The sequence below is a fragment of the Sporosarcina sp. P17b genome (assembly GCF_002743115.1).
Taxonomy (GTDB): Bacteria; Bacillota; Bacilli; order Bacillales_A; family Planococcaceae; genus Sporosarcina; species Sporosarcina ureae_C.
Window position 1 is genome coordinate 1 of sequence record NZ_PDYP01000014.1, and the last position, 18,648, is coordinate 18,648.

The following is an 18,648-nucleotide window of genomic DNA, read 5'->3' on the forward strand; positions in this document are numbered from 1 at the left end:
GCTTTGGACCCGCGCAGGCACGTGGGGGATTGCCTACAGCCATGAGCCAGCTGGCGGTGGAGCTGCCAGTTGTCTCATGGCCACGGCCTACCCCGCAGTTGTGCCTGCGCTACTAAGTACTTACCAAGTTTGTTTGTGGTTTATAGGAGATAAAACCAGTGACTGGGTGGGGCAATTTTTCGGTCTTAGTAAAGTCATTAGGAGATAGAATGGATCGTGGCTCGACATTGGCTTGTTCATTGAAAGTAGTGAAGGTCATGCTTTGGACTCGCGCAGGCACGTGGGGGATTGCCTACAGCCATGAGCCAGCTGGCGGTGGAGCTTTTGCCAGTTGTCTCATGGCCACGGCCTACCCCGCAGTTGTGCCTACGCTACTGAGTACTTACCAATTTAGATTGTGGTTTATAGTAGTTAAAACCAGTGACTGGGTAGTACTAGTTCCTATTCTTGCAAAACCAGTACCAGAACTGCCCTACACCTTATCCAACGCAGGCGGCTACCAGTGGTAGGCGTAGTAATGAGACAGCCAGGCGCACTTCCTGTCTGGCTCATTGCGGAAGCCATCCACCACCGCCGAAGTGGCGCCAATCCCCGCCCCACTCACATTGCCAGTCAAACCACTACCTACCGCCACTTCCTACTAACCCTGCCCAAACAAAAAAGGCCATCTCAGAAGTCGTCTTGCAACTTCGAGATAGCCTTAATAGGAAACTTTACTACTCAATCAATCTGTAAATCCGTGATCACTACCACATCGTCATGGCGCAACAACTTCGTAATCGGCCACTCCGCTGTTACTTCGCCTGCTTTCAACTTCTCCATAGCCGCACGTTTTTTCTCACCAAACGCGATCATGATCAGCTTCTTCGAATTCGTAATAGATGAAATACCCATCGTTAATGCGATATTCGGGATTTTGTCGTCATTTTCGAAATACTGACTGTTTACACCAAGCGTTGAATCCGTCAATGTCGCAACATGCGTCACAGAATCGAACGGAGTTCCTGGTTCGTTGAATGCGATATGACCATTCTCCCCTACTCCGAGAAGTTGAATGTCTAACGGGTGGGCGTTTAATTGATTTTCATACTCTTTACACTCTTCATCCAAATCTTCTGCCATACCGTTTGGAATATGCGTCTCCTTGAACGGCTTTTTGCTGAATAAATGCTCGTTCATAAAGTATGCATAGCTATTTGGGTTGTCAGCTGCGATGCCAACGTATTCATCTAAGTTAAACGCTGTTACGTTTGAAAAGTCTAGCGTTGAATTTGTCCATTCATTATAGACCGGGATCATGGTGCTGCCTGTAGCTAATCCAAGCACATGCAATCTATTATTTTGAAGTTCTTCAGAAATCAATGTAAATACTTTCTTCGCGCCTTCTTCAGGACTTTCAACTTTAATCCACTTAATGTTTTCCATTTCTCACACCGGCTTCCTAGGTTTTACCTTATTATATTGTAATTTCAATTTAACATATGGTCAACAATAAATACCTTTTTACTTACGTAGCATTCCCTGTTGAGCTCAATGTTACACCTTTACATCCCTATGCAACTGACGAACTATTCCGTTAGTTGCTTCATAACAATTCGAATCACAAAAACAGTGAAATGTGTATGTCAAATACATGTTAAGTGATTGAACATATTGTGAACTTTAAATCTATTTTCCTATTCATAGGGATTTCCCTAATTCTTTATTCCTTCTCTAGGATTATTATTAAAGTACGAATTAATTTAAGACAAGGAGGTGGCTGTATTGAGCAAGAAAAAAGTATCTTCTACAAATCCACCAAAAGAAGAGGCAAATTTAAAGGGTACCTTAATCATGGTTTTAATCTTAGGTATCATTATTCTTGTCATGTGGTTTGGCGCTTACGGTTTATTCATATCCAGATAATAACTAGCACTTAAGGAGGAAACACTATGCACTTGCATAAGTATGAAAAAGTATGGCTTGTATTCGGTCTCGCATCATTGTTATTATTCTTACTCATTATCGGCTTTGCAGCGTTCTGGAAAGGAACACATCCACAAAGTCACATTGAAACGATCGATCCACAAAATGTCGAAGCTAACGAATCATTCCAACCCGAGAATCTTGGTTTGACAGAAGTTGCTGACGGTAAATATGTTGTGAATATCGTCGCTTCCGCATTTAACTACGACTTCGGTAAAGAAGAAGACGGAACAGCTACTAAGACGATCCGCGTACCAAAAGGTTCCACTGTGCTATTCCAAGTAACAAGTAAAGACGTTGTCCACGGATTCCAAGTGGCGGGCACAAACGTTAATATGATGGTCGAGCCAGGACATATCAGTCGCTACGAATCGGTTATGAAAAACGGCGGCGAATTCACGGTCGTCTGTAACGAATATTGCGGCATCGGACACCATCTGATGTTCGGCACAGTGGAGGTGTACTAAACCATGCAGATATTTAATTTCTCGAAAAAAGAGTCCAGATTGTATATGGCTTTCATGCACGTCACGTTCATATCACTTTTAGTCGGTGGATTAATGGGACTACTTCAGACATTAGTTCGCTCAGGTAAATACACATTACCGTTCAATATCGATTATTACACAATTTTAACAACGCACGGCGTCATTCTAGGGTTAGTTTTAACAACATTCTTCATCGTCGGTTTCCAGTTTTCTCTTATGGGAAAAACAGTCGGGATCTCTGACAAACAATTAATGTGGGGCTGGATTTCATTCTGGGTCATGTTGGTTGGTACTGTATTATCTGCTTGGATGATCTTAACTGGTCAAGCTTCTGTGTTGTATACATTCTATACACCACTTCGTGCACACCCTATTTTCTACATTGGTCTGACTTTAGTTATAGTAGGAAGCTGGATTGCTGCGTTCACGAACTTCCGTCAATTATATGTATGGAAGAAAGCGCATAAAGGTGAAAAGTCTCCTTTACTTGCATTCATGGTCGTTATTAACATGATTATGTGGTTCGTTGCGACACTTGGTGTAGCGTACTCAGTTATTGTATTGATTTTACCTTGGTCTCTAGGTTATGTAGCAACAGTCAACGTATTATTGACACGTACATTATTCTGGTATTTCGGTCACCCGCTAGTTTATTTCTGGTTATTGCCTGCTTATATGGCTTGGTACGCAATTATCCCGAAAATCATCGGCGGAAAGCTATTTAGTGATTCACTTGCAAGACTTGCCTTCATTCTATTGTTGATGTTTTCGATTCCGGTCGGATTCCACCACCAATTGACTGAACCAGGTATTGATCCAACTTGGAAGTTCATTCAAGTAGTCTTAACATTCATGGTTGTCATCCCTTCATTGATGACTGCATTCTCTTTATTCGCTACTTTTGAAATCACAGGCAGAAGAAAAGGTCATAAATCCTTATTCGGCTGGTTCAAAAAGCTTCCTTGGAAAGATGTTCGTTTCTTAGCACCATTCGTTGGTATGGTAGCATTCATCCCAGGTGGAGCAGGCGGTATCATTAACGCTTCTCACCAAGTAAACTCTCTTGTACACAACACGATTTGGATTACAGGTCACTTCCATTTAACAGTGGCAACAACAGTTATCCTGACGTTCTTTGGTATTGCTTATTGGTTGATTCCTCACTTGACAGGTCGCCGCTTGACTCCTAGCTTGAATAAACTAGGAATTATCCAGACATTCATTTGGGTAATCGGTATGACGATCATGTCAGGATCTATGCATATTCAAGGCTTAATCGGCGGACCACGTCGTTCAGCGTTCTCTGAGTACGCAGGTGGAGATCAAGTTGCAACATGGATTAGTTATCAAATGTGGCAAGCTGTCGGTGGAACGATTCTATTCATCGGTATCCTGTTAATGTTCTACATCTTCATTCAGTTAGCATTCTTCGCGCCACGTGGTTATGAAGAATACCCTATTGCTGAAGAAGAAATAGATGCAGAAAAGACACCAAAGATTTTGGAAAACTGGTATTTGTGGATTGGTATTACGATCGCATTGATTCTATTCGCGTATACGATACCGATGATCGATATCATTAAGCACTCTCCTCCTGGATCCATTCCATTTGACTGGCCAATCGGACGTTCTTAAACAACAGAAAAGCCCTGAAAAATCCGGATAGTCGCGGATTTTTCACGGGCTTTTTTTATAAACTGCTTAGAACTTCAATTAGACAGTAACAGTTCTATTATACTATAAATGTATAATGAAACCATTTTTTGTAGTACTTACATATATAATAAATCTATCAATCTATTGAACATTTACCGCAAAAATAAGTCTAAAGATACGTTTAATATCCAGAAGAGTATTGTATGATAGGTTTATAGGATTAATAACAAAATGATACTCAGCAGTACAAAGTACCAAATCTATTATACTAAAAGGAGATACGCCGAAATGAAGAAAATTGCCCTAGCCGCGATCGCCTCTCTTATGCTTGCAACAAGCATATCGGTCGGTAGCGTTGCTGCTGCATCAAAAACGCATATCGTGCAACCAGGAGAAACTCTTTACAAGATTTCCAATCAGTACAAGATTACGGTAACTGAACTAAAACGTCTGAATTCTCTCACTTCTAATGATATCAAAGTTAAACAGAAACTAATAGTAGAAAATAAAGTAAATTCATCAAAAGCTGTTTCTTCTACTAATTCATTACATGGTTCCCTATCATCAATCAAACCTGTAATTCAACCAAGCGCCCCTGTGGTTAAGCCAAACTTACCTGTAGTTAAGCCTAGCTTACCAGCTACTAACCAGGCACTCGGCAAAAAATTAGTAGATCTTACGCAACCGTTACTAGGAACTCCTTATGTATGGGCAGGCGTTACTCCAGCAGGATTCGATTGCAGCGGGTTCATCTATTATGCATTCAACCAAGCAGGCGTGAAAGTACCAAGACAAGATACAATCGGTTTCTTTAACCGTTCAGTATTCATCAAAGATCCGGTTGTTGGCGATTTATTATTCTTTGAAAATACATATCGACCAGGTATCTCACATATCGGTATTTATCTTGGAGACAATAAGTTCATTCATGCGGGTACGAAAGAAATTGAAATCGCTTCACTAGATTCTTCTTATTGGAGCTCACACTTCATGGGCTTTAAACGCTTTATAGATGTGAAATAATCAATGAAAAACGGGTTGTCCTGTAAGTCATAATGACTTGTAGGACAACCCGTTTTTGTTGTTTAATTATCGTGCAGAATATCCGCCATCAATTACTAGTTCTGCGCCCGTAATATAAGACGCTTCATCCGATGCCAAGAATATTACTGCATTCCCCACATCTTCCGGTTGACCCAAACGTTGCAATGGAGTCATTTTAATCAACATGTCCAACTGTGCTTTAGAATCTTCAAGATTCGCAACCATTGGTGTTTGGATAACTCCTGGGAATACTGTGTTCACACGGATACCTGCATGTCCATATTCCGCTGCCGCCGCTTTAGAGATCGCACGTACTGCACCTTTAGAAGCAGAGTATGGATTCAAGCCCATACCGATTAAAGCTGTATATGAAGAAATATTAACGATTGAACCTTTTTTCGCTTCTGTCATATATTTCGACGCATGCTTCATACCTAAGAATGTACCGAAGCTGTTGATATCTGAAAGTCTGCGCCAATCTTCAATCGTGATCTGATCCACAGTTTTTTCAGTTGAGATACCAGCATTATTCACAAGAATATCAATTTTGCCGAAGTGATCGACTGCTTTTTTCATTGCGTCTTCCCACTCTGCATCTTCAGTTACATTCAATTTGATAGTGAAAATATTGTCCTGACCGCCCCACTTTTCTTCGAGCGCTGCTGTATTGATGTCAGCTGCAATTACTTTGGCACCTTCTGTCGTGAATTGCTTTACCATCATTTCACCCATACCGGATGCTCCACCTGTAATGAATGCTACTTTGTCTTGTAATCTGCCCATACTATATCTCTCCTTTATTGTTGTTACTATTATATAGTTTAACATTAAACTATATTCTGTTCAATTATTCGGATTGCCAATATCTTCATCTGACGTTGGTTGTTTCTAACGCTTTCACTTTATGCACACCTTGTATAGGCCCTATGCATACGGTATAATAGAAGATGTATATATACTCTACAAATGGAAGAAGTGAACAATTATGTTCAAAGATCAACGTTATCTTAATTATAATGCAGCGGGCTTCCGGCAGGATCTAATTGCAGGGATTACTGTTGGAATTGTAGCCATTCCGCTTGGGATGGCTTTTGCTATTGCTTCCGGTGTAAAACCTGAATACGGACTGTATACTACGATCATCGCAGGTCTTCTAGTCGCCTTGTTAGGTGGTTCACGTTACCAAATTGCAGGTCCTACAGGTGCATTCATTCCTATATTACTAGCTATCGTACTGCAATATGGTTATGAAGATCTTTTGATTGCTGGATTTCTCGCTGGTATTCTCCTCGTCATCATGAGCTTTCTCGGTGTCAGTAATCTCATTCATTTCGTTCCGCGATCAGTGACGATAGGATTCACCGCTGGGATAGCAGTCATTATATTCACTGGCCAATTCCAAAACTTCTTTGGATTAACAGGTGTTGAGAAAAAAGAGTTCTTCCATGAAAGCATGATGGAAATCGCTCATAATTTTCATACCATCAACACATTTAGCATCTTGACTGCCGTAATTGGTTTGGTCGTCATCTTCATTTTACCGAAGATTGCTCCTAAGGTTCCATTGTTACTCATTGCGTTGCTAGTTCCTACGATCTGCTCGATATGGTTCTTCCCAGGTAAGGTGGAAACAATCGGTACAGCATACGGCGGCATTCCGCAACATTTGCCTAGTTTTCATTTTCCCGAGATTACATTTACTAAACTGGTCAATCTATGGCAACCCGCTTTAATCATTGCTGCACTCGGTGCGATTGAGTCCTTGCTCTCCGCAGTCGTTGCAGATGGAATGAAAAGCAAAGTTCCTAAGCATGATTCCAAGAAAGAATTATTCGGCCAAGGGATCGCGAATATTATTACGCCGTTATTCGGTGGAATCCCAGCTACAGGTGCTATCGCTCGTACCGCCACAAATATCGGTTCAGGAGCAGTCAGTCCGATATCAGGCGTCGTACAAAGTTTATTTGTATTAGCGTTCTTATTACTATTTGCACCTTACGCATCTTATATACCGCTAGCCGCCATGGCACCGATTTTGATGTTTGTCGCATGGAATATGAGTTCACGTAAAGCATTCGTCCAGATCGCTTCGTTACGCTCAGGAGATTCAATTGTGTTACTGACAACTTTCTTGTTGACGATATTCGTGAATCTAACAATCGCAGTCGAAGTCGGAATCTTACTCGCCGCCTTGTCGTTCTTACGCAAGATGAGTGGTTCGTTGGATATTAAAAAGAGTAAACTGACCGACGTCGAAAAGTTCAAGTTGTCTACAGAAAATGAATCCGAGCTGATCAAATTCAAAATCTCGGGTCCCCTGTTCTTCGGTACAGCGAAACATTTCGAGGATCGATATCCTGAACTATTGAATCTTAAGCAGAAGACGATCATTTTAGACATGAAAAATCTAACAGCCATTGACGCAACAGGCGAAGCAGCCCTTTCTGCCATGCTCGACGAAGCGAAACGACAGAAAAAGCGCCTAATCTTCAAAAGAGTGCCTCCAGAGAAAGTCAGCCTGTTCAAACGAAGTGGCTTGTATGAAAAGATCGGTGAAGATAACTTCTTTATGCTGTAAATCATTTCATTGGGTTCGTCGCTCGAGTCAGTTTTGGCATCGAAAATAGTGCGTATCTGCTTTCTGGACCCGCACAGGCACGTGGGGGATTGCCTGTGCTACTGAGTAATATTTATCTAATTTGTGGTTCTAATAAGAAGAAGATCATTGCCAGCTAAACAACAATCCTGTGATCAAACACGAAACAGTAAGAGTACGTGCAAGAACCACACTCCTATGCCGATTCTTACGGAAACTTCACGGAAACACAATCCAATAAACCACAAAAAGCTTCCACTCAACTTACTGAGCGGAAGCTTTTTTCTGTCATTACAATTTCCATTTAAATCGAGCATAGCTTGCAAGCAACAGGAAGTTGACTGCGGCACTAATTACCGTACCATAGGCAATGGCCTGTGCGCCGATCTGATCGACGAATGCATAGATGATCCCGATATTAATACCAAACACACTAATCAAACTAAAAATAATCGGCATAATTGAGTTGCCCTTTGCATAGTAGAAACGAGTGATGTACGTATTGGCCGCCAAGAAGAACATCGACAAAGCAAATACTTTAAACACCGGCACCGTTAGCATGATGGATTTTTCATCGAAACCAAATACCAACTTGATCAACGGCTCAGCAAAGATGTAGCAGAACACGGTAGTAGGTACTAGCAGCACGACCATGTACAGCATACCTTTTTTGTAGAGCTTCTTAATCATACCCGTATCCCCTTCGCCTTCTTTCTTTGCGAGCATAGGATAGATAACTGTCGTAACAGCCGTCATGAGGATTGCTTGTGGGAAGCCTGTTAATTTGGATGCATAGTTAATGGACGAAATCGCACCTTCGCCCAGACCACCTGCCGCGATCCGATGAATGACGAAATAGAACTGCAGTGACGCGCCACCAAATAAAATCGGTAATGCCAGCCACCACATTCTCTTAATATCCGTTGGCATGCCGAATGAAGGCTTCAGTGAAGACAGGTCTGCACGTTTGATTCCCCAGTAAAGGAATAAACCCATCAAAACGGCACTCACCATCGCTCCCACACCGTATGATTCAGGCCCAAGCCATTTCGTCAAGGCAAAACCTATACTGACGAACGTCGCGTTATACAATAAGATCGCTAAACTCGACAACTGAAAGCGATCATTGATGTTCAATAATCCGCTCATCCAAGTAGACATGACCAGTACGATGGAAGATGGCATCATCCAGAGGAAAAGATTTCGTACCAATGTATAATCTTCTTCACTTAACTCCTTGAAGAATAGGTGCAAAATTGGATTCGTCAATGCGATAATAACTACCGTGACGAGCGTAGCGCTTAACACAACCGTCGTAAACGCCTTGCGGACAAATAACGGCTTGTCCATCTTGGAGGAATGATAGACTGATATAAATGCAGTCGTCAATGCTCCACCTAGTACTAGATAAATAAAGTTCGGAATAGTATAGGCTGTCGCAATGGCGTCCGCCACTGTAGACGTACCATACTGTCTGCCGATGACGACTTCTCGACCGAAACCGAATAGTCTTGCCACAATATTGATAATGGCAACCCCACCGATGATCTTGAATAATTTACTCATTTGGAAGGTCCCTTTCCATTCTGTTCATAGATATCGTTCAACCTTTTGACGATTACTTTTGAAGAATGTTGCTGAATCACTTGTTGCGTAACTTCATGCTGCTCTCTTGTCACTTCATTCGCAAGTGCTTCTTCGAGTCCAGCAGCTAAAGCTTGTGCATTATGCGGTTCAACGAGAGTTCCCACATCATCTTTCAATAAATAAGGAAGACCGCCAACATTTGTTGCGACGACTTTGGCTCCTGACGCAAGAGCTTCGAGTGCTACCAATCCAAAACCTTCATGATAGGACGGTAGAACAAGTATATCTGCAGCTGACATCCATTTCGCCAGCTCGGTTTGACTCACTGGTTCTTTAAAACGGATATCCGCATTATTAATAACTTTATTCTTCACTTCCGTCGCGAAGCGCTGATCCTTTTGTGAACCTACTATATATAGAAGGAGATCATTCTTTGTTTCTTGTAATTTCTCAAATGCATCTATTAATTCCACGACACCCTTCGCTTCGATGACGTTCCCAACAAACAGTATTACACGTTCATTCAATGGTACATCTAATAGAAGACGAACTTCTTCCTGACCCATCGGTTTAAAAATACTCGTATCGACACCCATGCTCATGACTTCCACTTTATCCGGTGAAATGCCATAGTCATTGATAACGTCACTTCGCAACTTCTCCCCTACTGTAATAACGGCTGAGGATTCTTGTAAAATACGTTTAGTAAAACTCGCGATTCTCGTACTCTTCTTAGCCATTTTATCTAGATCTCCACCGTGAACTGTGACAACATAAGGTATTTTACATAATTTCTTTGCGATTAATGAAACCATTCCAGTCGGAAACGCGTAATGTGCATGCGTGATATTAATCGTGCGTTTATGTTGCATTACATATAGAAGGGATCGCATTCCCCATGATAGATAGTTGATTACTTTCCCGATCTTTCCTTTACCCGGATCATGAATGGCGATGACTTTAACATCTACTCCATTACTTTTTAATTGTTCCACTTGGTTTTTAACAAAGATTCCATAGGTAGGATGCTCTGCGGAAGGATACATATTGCTGAATACTGCTACTTTAGTCACTCATAACTCATCCTTTATTACTTACTGTCATATACAAGTTAGTTTTTTATACGTTGATGATTATACCACATACCACACGAGTATATTGTCGCAACGTCCATAAACTGACTATTTTATTTATTCTGATCAACAAGTTACCTTACTAGGCGTTTGTACTAACATTTCATTCATATGTCGACGTGTAATTCTCTTGTAATGTAACTGTAATAATTAAGACGTTTATAAGTGCTAATATATTCCTAGATTACAAAGCGCAACAGTGATTGTGCGAAAGGGGAATTTGAGATCAGCATGAAACGTCTATTAACTCTGGTTATGGCAAGTCTATTATTCTTTTCATTCGTGCCAGAATTTGCTTCCGCAAACTCACCAACGTCATTAATTAATACCTCGAAAAAATATATGGGAACACCTTATCGATTAGGTGGGACAACCCCAACCGCTTTTGATTGTTCAGGATTCACACAATACGTTTTCAATAAAGAAGGTCTTTCTATTCCAAGAACGACTGGTCAACAAATAGCTATTGGAACTTCCGTTTCCAAAAGTAATCTAGAAGTTGGAGATTTGGTATTCTTCAATACATCAGGTCGCGGTGTATCACACGTAGGAATCTACTCAGGTTCTAATAACTTTATCCACGCTTCAGTCAGTAAAGGCGTAATGGTATCATCACTAGACGATCCATACTACTGGAAAAGCCGTTACATCGGTGCTCGTCGTGTAGCAGACTTTAGTGATAACGTAAGTAAAGAAGAATCACAAGTTGCTGCTGATGCACCTGTTAAAGAAATCGTTTATGCATCACGTGCAGAAGTAGCACAAGTATTGGCTGAGAAATTAGATCTCGACATGACAACAGCTAACGTTACATTCGATGACGTTGATGAATCCAATAAACATTATAAAGCAATTGCTGCAGTAGCTGAGGCGAAGATTTTCACAGGCGACGCAGGGAAATTTAATCCGAATAAAGAATTGACTCGTGCTCAACTAGCAAAAGTTTTAGTCGAAGCATTTGAACTTAGACACTCTGCTATCGCGAACTTCTCTGATGTTCCGAACGGTCACTGGGCAACTGAGTACATTAACATCTTATTCTACAATGAAATTACAACTGGCTATGGCGATGGAACGTTTGGTTTGACAGATAAAGTATCAGTTGGACAACTACATAAATTCATCGACCGTATCAATAATTAACTCCCCTACCGAATGTTCTAACTAGAGCATTCGGTTTTCTCTGAATTCACATATATGCCCCCTACGTATTAACTATCCATGAGTAGTAATGAAGAATCATCTAAGAGTTATTACTATTTTACGAACCATGACAAAAACATCTAGTAATCATTTTTCTTTACTGGTAAAATGAACCTATGAGTCTAGTAACAAATAATATACTCGAGGAGGATCTCATGAAACAATTTAAATGGGCAACAGTTGGTCTGTTGCTGCTAACCATCTTAGCTCTCTCACCTCTCCAGTCATTAGCAAGCTTCAAGTTTTCCGACGTCCCAGCGAACAGTGAATATTTCAAAGAAGTCCATTACATAGCGGAAAAAGGCATTATTAATCAAACTCCGAAATTTAATCCTCAAGACAATTTACGTCGTTCACATGTTGCCAAGATGCTTGTCATCGCAACAGGAACACAAGATACACAGTTGAAAAATATGGAGATCAATGGTTTGAAGCCATCTAGTGAACAATACAAGTTTGCTAATATTGCGCTTCAAAAAGGATTTTTCCCTAATACTGACGCAAATAACTTTAAACCGAACGAAGAAATTAAACGTGATGAGATGGCCTATGCTATGTCTGTAGCGTTCAATTTATCCGAAAAAGTTACGAGCCAAAAACCTTTGGGCATGGATGATGTGAAAAACCACAAATACGCTGACCGTATCAACGGTTTGTATTATGCAGGTATTACACAAGGCGACAATAAGAAGTTCTTGCCTAATAATAAGTTAACACGTAAGCAATTCGCATTATTCGTTGCACGTGCAATGGACAAGCAATTTGCATTAACTGTTAAAACTCCTGACCAGCAATCTAGCGTAAAGTATGTACGCGTAGCAACTGGTGACGATACAGATCCACTGAACGTGCGCAGCGCACCTTCCGAGTCTTCTGCTATTATCCACGTGTTGCCTAACGGTACATTAGTAGAAGTAACTGGCAGTACAGGTATATGGCTGAAAGTAAATATAAACGGAGTAGAAGGATATATTCATGAATATTTCACGACTACGAATCTAAATGATGCAACACCGAATAAACCGACTCCAACACCACCTGTCACAACACCAAAACCGACGCCAACACCGACTCCTGTTGCGAAAACAATGGGTAAAGTGACGGTAAATAATTTAAATATGCGTTCTGCAGGTAATTCCAGTGCACCAACTGTTGGTAAGCTACAAGCCGGTCAAAAAGTAGAAGTCTTGTCTACGTCTGGTTACTGGGCAAAAATTCGCACAGGCAGTACAACAGGTTATGTTCACAAGACGTATTTGAAGTTATTGAATCAAACAGGTAATCCACTGAAAGACCGAATCATCGTGGTTGATGCAGGGCACGGCGGACATGATCCAGGTGCAGGTAAGAATGGTCAATCTGAAAAAAATATCACATTGAATGTAGCAAAAAAAGTGGAAGCGAAGTTAAAGAATGCGGGCGCTAAAGTGATCATGACACGTTCTAATGATACTTATCATTCACTTCAAGCACGCACAGATTTCGCTAAGAAGAATTTTGCTGAAACATTCGTTTCCATTCACGTGAACGCAGCAGGTTTTGCAGCAAAAGGAACAGAAGTTTTCTATGATTCTTCTTCCAACGTAAACGCAACAGAAAGCCGTGATTTAGCTTCATTCATTCAGCGTAATATTGTGCAAAAAGCCAATATGTCTGATCGTGGCGTGAAGAATAGAGGTTTTTATGTAATCAAGAATAATAACGTAGCTGCTGTGCTTGTAGAATTAGGCTTTATTACAAACTCTCAGGACTACGCGAAGTTGACTAGCGAGCAGTATTTGAATATTTATGCTGATGCCATCTACACAGGTTTACACCAGTATTACAGCAAACAATAATCCCCCCTCCCAAGCATATGACTTGGGAGGTTTTTTGTTTGAACTGGACTTGTTTAAGTTCAAAAGCAAGTACTTAGGAATAGTGTGGGAGTTAGTGTGTACGATGGGATGGAAGCTCCAGTTGGCGGACGCTTTCCCATGGGCCTGCGGTGAGCCAACCAGTTCGCTACGCTCTCTTTTGGTTGTCTCACCTGATCAGGCTGATCCATCGGGAGCATTCCTGTTTGGTTAGTGGAACCCTATTGAAATAGAAAAGTCCCCTTGGTATGATTCGGGGTGTCAAGGCGTCGACGGCTTGACCCCTAATTATAACCAAGGAGGACTCACATGAATTCTAAAGAAAATACTAAAATTAATCAAGTCACAGACAAACATTAGTGATAGGTATCGACATTGCTAAACATAATCATTACGCAACCTTTGTCGATGAACGTGGACGTGTTTTGAAAAAAGCATTTCTCGTTAAACAGACGCGTAAAGGGTTTGAACAGTTCTATCAAGAAATACTAGAGGGTATGAAAGAATTCGATAAATCGCATGTGATAGTGGGCGTGGAGCCTACAGGACATTACTGGTTGAATTTAGCATATTTCCTAGAGGACTACGGTATACCACTGGTCGTTATCAATCCGATGCATGTGAAGAAAGTTAAGGAATTAGATGATAATCTGCAAACCAAAAACGATAAGAAAGACGCTCTGACGATCGCACGGCTAATGAAAGATGGTCGTTTCTCATATCCGAAGCTTCTTCGGGATCAAGCAGCAAATATTCGTTCCTGTTTCACGCTTGAGCAAACTTTAATAGACGACCGCACCATTCTGAAAAACAGAATTCATCGATGGGTAGATAAATACTTCCCTGAGCTATTCGAGGTATTCTCAGATTTTGGAGCCATGGTTCTAGGTGTGTTGGAGACAACCCCGTTGCCTGCAGAGCTGGTCAATATGACAACAGCTGATTTAGCGGATCAATGCGCGAAAGCGAGTCAGATGAAGCAAAGGCGACCCAAAATAGCAGCTAAAGTCATTGAGGTAGCTCAGACATCCATTGGCATCACCGTGGCTCCTTGGGGAGCTAAACGAGAGATACAATGTCTCATTCGCCAATACCGTCTACTCGAGGAAGAACTTGCGATGATTGAAGAGGAAATACAATCCTTAATTGTCCAAACGGCTGATTATGAATATCTCGCTTCATTTCCGGGAATTTCCCGTAGAACTATTTCCGGTCTCTTAGCGGAGATTGGAAGTTTTACTGACTTTGAAAGTCCACGCCAATTAATTAAATTAGCGGGACTTACGTTACATGAGAATTCCTCTGGTAAACATAAGGGAATGAAGAAGATATCAAAACGAGGACGAAGACGATTACGGGCTATTTTATTCAGAGCAATGCATCCAATCCTTAGAAACAACCCTGCCTTTATGAAGCTTCATCAGTATTATACGCAACGACCTCAAAATCCCCTTCGTAAGAAGGAGTCGATGGTCGTGTTATGTAGCAAATTACTAAAGGTTCTTCATGCCATGTGTACAAAAAAGCGGAAATTTGATGGTGAGCAAATGCTTGCGGACCTTCACTGTTTACAATTAGTAGCATGAGGTTGGCATTCTGAAACTTCTATTCATGACACGGAGAAGCTGGCACCAGCGGCGTACATTAGGCCTCGAGCCTCATCGGGAGCATCTCGCCGGCCTCCAACTTATGATAGACCGAACGAAGGAATGTCAGCGCATGACGCTAAGAGATGTGGGAGGGTTCGTCATCATAAGGTACTTGGAGATCCATAGTGCATGCCATATTAAATTAACAGTTTCTGTAACTGGTAGCGCAGCGTTATCCTTTACTTACAGTATCTACAAAAGTATGTACTTTCAGGTAGACGATTCTCTTTACTAGTCATATAAATTCTTTTTGGGTCAATAGAATAATGCGACAAGCCTTGTCATCATCACCTTTTCAAGAGGGAGTCGCCGCCAACTTCCGCTTCCATCCTACTTTTATAGTGGAGGTACTTATATCCTTCACTGTAAGTAGTATGTGAATTATTTTTTTGTCTTAACTTATTTACATTCAAGTACTGAAGATCAAAACCTATTACAACACTTATTTCAATGCACAACAAAAAGTATCAACCACTCGCATTGCAAGGGATTGGCGCGTAGGAGGGGCGACTCCTGGAGGATCAGCGGGACAGGTGAAACACCCTGCGAGCGAAGCGAGAGCCGTAGCGAAGGACGGCTTTTGCGAGTAAAAGCGTAGCGTTAGGAGCACATCTTTGCACTAGGGGTGTGGTTCACCGCCCGCCCTCAGGAAAGCGTCCCCTTCGTAGCGCCAATCCCCCCCTACCCCTTTGCCCTCGACATCACTCTGTGTTTTACTTATTTAATCAAAACAAAGAAAAATCCGCCACGAGAAGTTAGCTTCCCATGACGGATCCTTTTATTATATAGCCAACTGACTAATCTCTTTAGCGAAAACATCTTGCGCTTTAGAAATATCCACTTCACGTCCCATTTCGCTCAACGTCTCTCCAATTTGCATAACAGCTTTCTCCAACATATCCGCCGTAGTATTCCCCATATGTCCGATACGGAATGCCTTCCCTGCTAAATGAGCGAGTGAGCCGGATAGAACCGTCCCCTTCTCCGCCATTGCCGCACGGAACTTTGCGTCATCGATACCTTCAGGATACAAAATGCAGCTCAACGTCGGTGCTGCTACTTCTTCTGAAGCGATGGCCTTCATTCCGTAGACTGCTAGACTTTGTCGTACAGCGCGACCGAACGCTTTATGTCGTGCAATGCGTGCATCAATTCCCTCTTCCAATACGATACGCAATCCTTCTTCTAACCCATAGATTAAATTGACTGCAGGCGTTGCGAAGTATTTCGATGGATCATGCATGACAGGTAGCCAATTATAAATATCGCAGTAGTATGCTTGTACACGTTCCATAGCGGCGCGTGCATCCAAAGCTTTTTGATTGAATGCGACCAATGCAATGCCCGGTGGCACACCAATAGCTTTCTGCGATCCAGTCAGTACGATATCAATCGTGTTACCTGCTCCGCCATATTCTTTACTCATATCTTCGTCCATCGCAGTCGTTGCACAAACACCGTCTACAATAACAAGAGCGTCGTGCTTCTTGATGACAGGTACAACAGCTTCCAAATCAATTTTCACACCTGTCGAAGTGTCCGCATGTGTCACAGTAACAGCTTTATATTTGCCTTCAGATAACTTTTTATCGATCTCTTCAGGAGATACTTGCTGCCCCCATTCAGATTGCAATACATCAACTTGAATTCCAAACGCTTGTCCCAGTTTGATGAAACGATCTCCAAAGTATCCTTGGCTGACGACGAGAATTTTTTCACCTTCCGCCACCGTATTGACAATTGCCATTTCCATTCCGATCGTTCCGGAACCGGCAACTACAAATACTTCTCCATCTGTGTTGAATATTTCTCTTGTCTGATCAATAGTATGTTTATAGATTTTCACGAAACGCGGATCAGTATGTGACCACGTTTCATTTGCCATCGCATCATAAATAGAATCTACTACTGGAGTCGGTCCAGGAATTAACAACATTTCTTTATTTCTCATCATATTATTCCTCCTCTAAATGAAGTTCGTCGCCTTAATACTATACAAACTATCAAAATTTTTCAAATAAAAGAAAAAGAGGGAATTGGATATACACCCAATTCCCTCCCACTTTTCACTTCATCTACTGGAAGATGTTGTGACCCCGTTATCATATTAATACCCCTTTGCTTCAACGAATGAGACTTTCTCCCAAAAGTCACATTCGGTAAACCATTCGTACAATTAGAACTGTGCTGTTTCAGTTGAACCAGACATAGCAGTTGTTGAAGATTGTCCTTCAGAGATAACCTGTGTAACTTCGTCAAAGTAACCTGTTCCAACTTCACGTTGGTGACGAGTAGCAGTATATCCTTTTACTTCGTTTTCAAACTCAGCTTGCTGAAGCTCTGAGTAAGCAGCCATTCCGCGAGTTTTGTAACCGTGAGCCAATTCGAACATGCTGTGGTTTAGTGAGTGGAAACCAGCAAGTGTTACGAACTGGAACTTGTAACCCATCTTACCAAGTTCAACCTGGTACTTCGCGATTGTTTCTTGATCAAGATTCGCTTTCCAGTTGAATGATGGTGAACAGTTATACGCAAGCATTTTTTCAGGGAATTTCGCGTGAATTGCATCAGCGAATTCTTGAGCTTCTTCAAGTGATGGGTGAGAAGTTTCACACCAAACTAGGTCAGCGTATTCAGCATAAGCAAGTCCGCGTGCGATTGCTTGTTTGATACCTGGAGTAGTTTTGAAGAATCCTTCGTTCGTGCGCTCTCCAGTGATGAATGGAGCGTCGATTGGATCGATGTCGCTAGTTACCATGTCAGCAGCGTCAGCGTCAGTACGAGCGATGATTACTGTATCAACACCAAGTACGTCAGCAGCTAGACGTGCAGCTGTTAGGTTACGAACTGCGTTTTGAGTTGGTAGAAGTACTTTACCACCCAAGTGTCCACATTTCTTTTCTGATGCTAATTGGTCTTCCAAGTGAACACCAGCAGCTCCAGCTTCGATCATGCCCTTCATTAGTTCGAACACGTTCAATGGACCACCGAAACCAGCTTCCATGTCAGCAACGATTGGAGCGAACCAGTTAAATCCGTCTTCACGGCCTTCTGCATGGTCGATCTGGTCAGCACGTTGAAGTGCTTGGTTGATGCGCTTAACAACTGCAGGTACAGAGTTTGCTGGATATAAACTTTGGTCAGGATACATTTGTCCTGCAAGGTTTGCATCAGCAGCAACTTGCCATCCGCTTAGGTAGATTGCTTGTAGACCAGCTTTAACTTGTTGAACTGCTTGGTTACCCGTTAGTGCACCTAGTGCATTAATGAAATCTTCTTCATGAAGAGATTCCCAAAGGCGAGCAGCACCCTTTTCAGCTAGTGTATTTTGAATTAGAAGTGAACCTCTTAGTTTAACTACATCCTCAGCAGAGTAGTTACGTTTGATTCCTTTCCAACGGCTATCCTCGGCCCAGCTTTTCTCTAATTGTGCAATTTGTTCTTGTCTAGTTGACATTATAACTTCACACC

General features: G+C 41.8%; 15 protein-coding genes and 1 pseudogene. 10 read left to right on the forward strand and 6 right to left on the reverse strand.

Annotation, left to right across the window (positions count from 1 at the left end):
* Nucleotides 1–208, forward strand: a 208-nt coding sequence (locus tag CSV76_RS17740; RefSeq protein ID WP_233204491.1) for a hypothetical protein, incomplete at its 5' end; no start/stop codon positions are given.
* Nucleotide 209: 1 nt separating this feature from the next.
* A complete protein-coding gene (locus CSV76_RS13545; RefSeq protein WP_099625917.1) occupies nt 210–509 on the forward strand; it encodes a hypothetical protein in 300 nt (99 codons plus the stop codon).
* Between the two features lie 211 nt (nt 510–720).
* Here the strand turns inward: CSV76_RS13545 and CSV76_RS13550 are convergent, their stop codons facing one another.
* Nucleotides 721–1,425, reverse strand: coding sequence for a glucosamine-6-phosphate deaminase (locus CSV76_RS13550; RefSeq protein WP_233204492.1), 705 nt, complete (start codon nt 1,423–1,425; stop codon nt 721–723).
* A gap of 339 nt (nt 1,426–1,764) precedes the next feature.
* Here CSV76_RS13550 and CSV76_RS17745 point away from each other — a divergent pair, with 339 nt between their 5' ends.
* The 4 genes from CSV76_RS17745 (at nt 1,765) to CSV76_RS13570 (ending at nt 5,132) form a co-directional block, all read left to right on the forward strand.
* The gene (locus tag CSV76_RS17745; protein WP_232319539.1) at nt 1,765–1,905 is read left to right on the forward strand and encodes a cytochrome c oxidase subunit 2A; all 141 of its coding nucleotides are present in this window, start codon (nt 1,765–1,767) and stop codon (nt 1,903–1,905) included.
* Nucleotides 1,906–1,931: 26 nt separating this feature from the next.
* Nucleotides 1,932–2,432, forward strand: a complete 501-nt coding sequence (locus CSV76_RS13560) for a cytochrome c oxidase subunit II (protein ID WP_085428352.1) — start codon at nt 1,932–1,934, stop codon at nt 2,430–2,432.
* Nucleotides 2,433–2,435: 3 nt separating this feature from the next.
* Complete coding sequence (locus CSV76_RS13565; protein ID WP_099625918.1) at nt 2,436–4,088, forward strand: b(o/a)3-type cytochrome-c oxidase subunit 1; 1,653 nt, start codon at nt 2,436–2,438, stop codon at nt 4,086–4,088.
* 309 nt (nt 4,089–4,397) lie between these two features.
* On the forward strand, nt 4,398–5,132 hold the full coding sequence (locus tag CSV76_RS13570; protein WP_158232812.1) for a C40 family peptidase: 735 nt from the start codon (nt 4,398–4,400) through the stop codon (nt 5,130–5,132).
* 66 nt (nt 5,133–5,198) lie between these two features.
* On the opposite strand, the gene CSV76_RS13575 is transcribed toward CSV76_RS13570, so the two are convergent.
* On the reverse strand, nt 5,199–5,936 hold the full coding sequence (locus tag CSV76_RS13575) for an SDR family NAD(P)-dependent oxidoreductase (RefSeq protein WP_099625920.1): 738 nt from the start codon (nt 5,934–5,936) through the stop codon (nt 5,199–5,201).
* A 202-nt stretch (nt 5,937–6,138) separates the two neighbouring features.
* On the opposite strand from CSV76_RS13575, the gene CSV76_RS13580 reads away from it, so the two are divergent.
* Entirely contained in the window at nt 6,139–7,731 is a 1,593-nt protein-coding gene (locus tag CSV76_RS13580) for a SulP family inorganic anion transporter (protein WP_099625921.1), read from the forward strand.
* A 309-nt stretch (nt 7,732–8,040) separates the two neighbouring features.
* Here the strand turns inward: CSV76_RS13580 and murJ are convergent, their stop codons facing one another.
* Together murJ and CSV76_RS13590 are read right to left on the reverse strand one after the other, a co-directional pair.
* Entirely contained in the window at nt 8,041–9,315 is a 1,275-nt protein-coding gene (gene murJ / locus CSV76_RS13585; RefSeq protein ID WP_085428347.1) for a murein biosynthesis integral membrane protein MurJ, read from the reverse strand.
* Complete coding sequence (locus CSV76_RS13590) at nt 9,312–10,409, reverse strand: glycosyltransferase (RefSeq protein ID WP_099625922.1); 1,098 nt, start codon at nt 10,407–10,409, stop codon at nt 9,312–9,314. The genes murJ and CSV76_RS13590 overlap by 4 nt, the downstream gene beginning before the upstream one ends.
* A gap of 291 nt (nt 10,410–10,700) precedes the next feature.
* On the opposite strand from CSV76_RS13590, the gene CSV76_RS13595 reads away from it, so the two are divergent.
* The 3 genes and pseudogenes from CSV76_RS13595 to CSV76_RS13610 all read left to right on the forward strand — a co-directional run bounded on the left by CSV76_RS13595 (nt 10,701) and on the right by CSV76_RS13610 (nt 15,114).
* Nucleotides 10,701–11,612: a C40 family peptidase gene (locus CSV76_RS13595; protein ID WP_085428345.1), complete on the forward strand. Its 912-nt coding sequence runs from the start codon at nt 10,701–10,703 to the stop codon at nt 11,610–11,612.
* Between the two features lie 215 nt (nt 11,613–11,827).
* A complete protein-coding gene (locus tag CSV76_RS13600) occupies nt 11,828–13,510 on the forward strand; it encodes an N-acetylmuramoyl-L-alanine amidase (protein WP_158232639.1) in 1,683 nt (560 codons plus the stop codon).
* Nucleotides 13,511–13,837: 327 nt separating this feature from the next.
* Nucleotides 13,838–15,114, forward strand: a pseudogene (locus CSV76_RS13610) (IS110 family RNA-guided transposase).
* 844 nt (nt 15,115–15,958) lie between these two features.
* Here CSV76_RS13610 and CSV76_RS13615 read toward each other — a convergent pair.
* Complete coding sequence (locus CSV76_RS13615; RefSeq protein WP_099625950.1) at nt 15,959–17,128, reverse strand: pyridoxal-phosphate-dependent aminotransferase family protein; 1,170 nt, start codon at nt 17,126–17,128, stop codon at nt 15,959–15,961.
* A gap of 225 nt (nt 17,129–17,353) precedes the next feature.
* The gene (gene aceA / locus CSV76_RS13620) at nt 17,354–18,634 is read right to left on the reverse strand and encodes an isocitrate lyase (protein WP_085428342.1); all 1,281 of its coding nucleotides are present in this window, start codon (nt 18,632–18,634) and stop codon (nt 17,354–17,356) included.
* Between the last annotated feature and the right edge of the window lie 14 nt (nt 18,635–18,648).

What these genes read in the sequence shown, in the direction of transcription:
- CSV76_RS13545 (WP_099625917.1), top strand. Translation starts at nt 210, where the DNA reads ATGGATCGTGGCTCGACATTGGCTTGTTCATTGAAAGTAGTGAAGGTC.
- CSV76_RS13550 (WP_233204492.1), bottom strand. Translation starts at nt 1,425, where the DNA reads ATGGAAAACATTAAGTGGATTAAAGTTGAAAGTCCTGAAGAAGGCGCG.
- CSV76_RS13560 (WP_085428352.1), top strand. Translation starts at nt 1,932, where the DNA reads ATGCACTTGCATAAGTATGAAAAAGTATGGCTTGTATTCGGTCTCGCA.
- CSV76_RS13565 (WP_099625918.1), top strand. Translation starts at nt 2,436, where the DNA reads ATGCAGATATTTAATTTCTCGAAAAAAGAGTCCAGATTGTATATGGCT.
- CSV76_RS13570 (WP_158232812.1), top strand. Translation starts at nt 4,398, where the DNA reads ATGAAGAAAATTGCCCTAGCCGCGATCGCCTCTCTTATGCTTGCAACA.
- CSV76_RS13575 (WP_099625920.1), bottom strand. Translation starts at nt 5,936, where the DNA reads ATGGGCAGATTACAAGACAAAGTAGCATTCATTACAGGTGGAGCATCC.
- CSV76_RS13580 (WP_099625921.1), top strand. Translation starts at nt 6,139, where the DNA reads ATGTTCAAAGATCAACGTTATCTTAATTATAATGCAGCGGGCTTCCGG.
- murJ (WP_085428347.1), bottom strand. Translation starts at nt 9,315, where the DNA reads ATGAGTAAATTATTCAAGATCATCGGTGGGGTTGCCATTATCAATATT.
- CSV76_RS13595 (WP_085428345.1), top strand. Translation starts at nt 10,701, where the DNA reads ATGAAACGTCTATTAACTCTGGTTATGGCAAGTCTATTATTCTTTTCA.
- CSV76_RS13600 (WP_158232639.1), top strand. Translation starts at nt 11,828, where the DNA reads ATGAAACAATTTAAATGGGCAACAGTTGGTCTGTTGCTGCTAACCATC.
- CSV76_RS13615 (WP_099625950.1), bottom strand. Translation starts at nt 17,128, where the DNA reads ATGAGAAATAAAGAAATGTTGTTAATTCCTGGACCGACTCCAGTAGTA.
- aceA (WP_085428342.1), bottom strand. Translation starts at nt 18,634, where the DNA reads ATGTCAACTAGACAAGAACAAATTGCACAATTAGAGAAAAGCTGGGCC.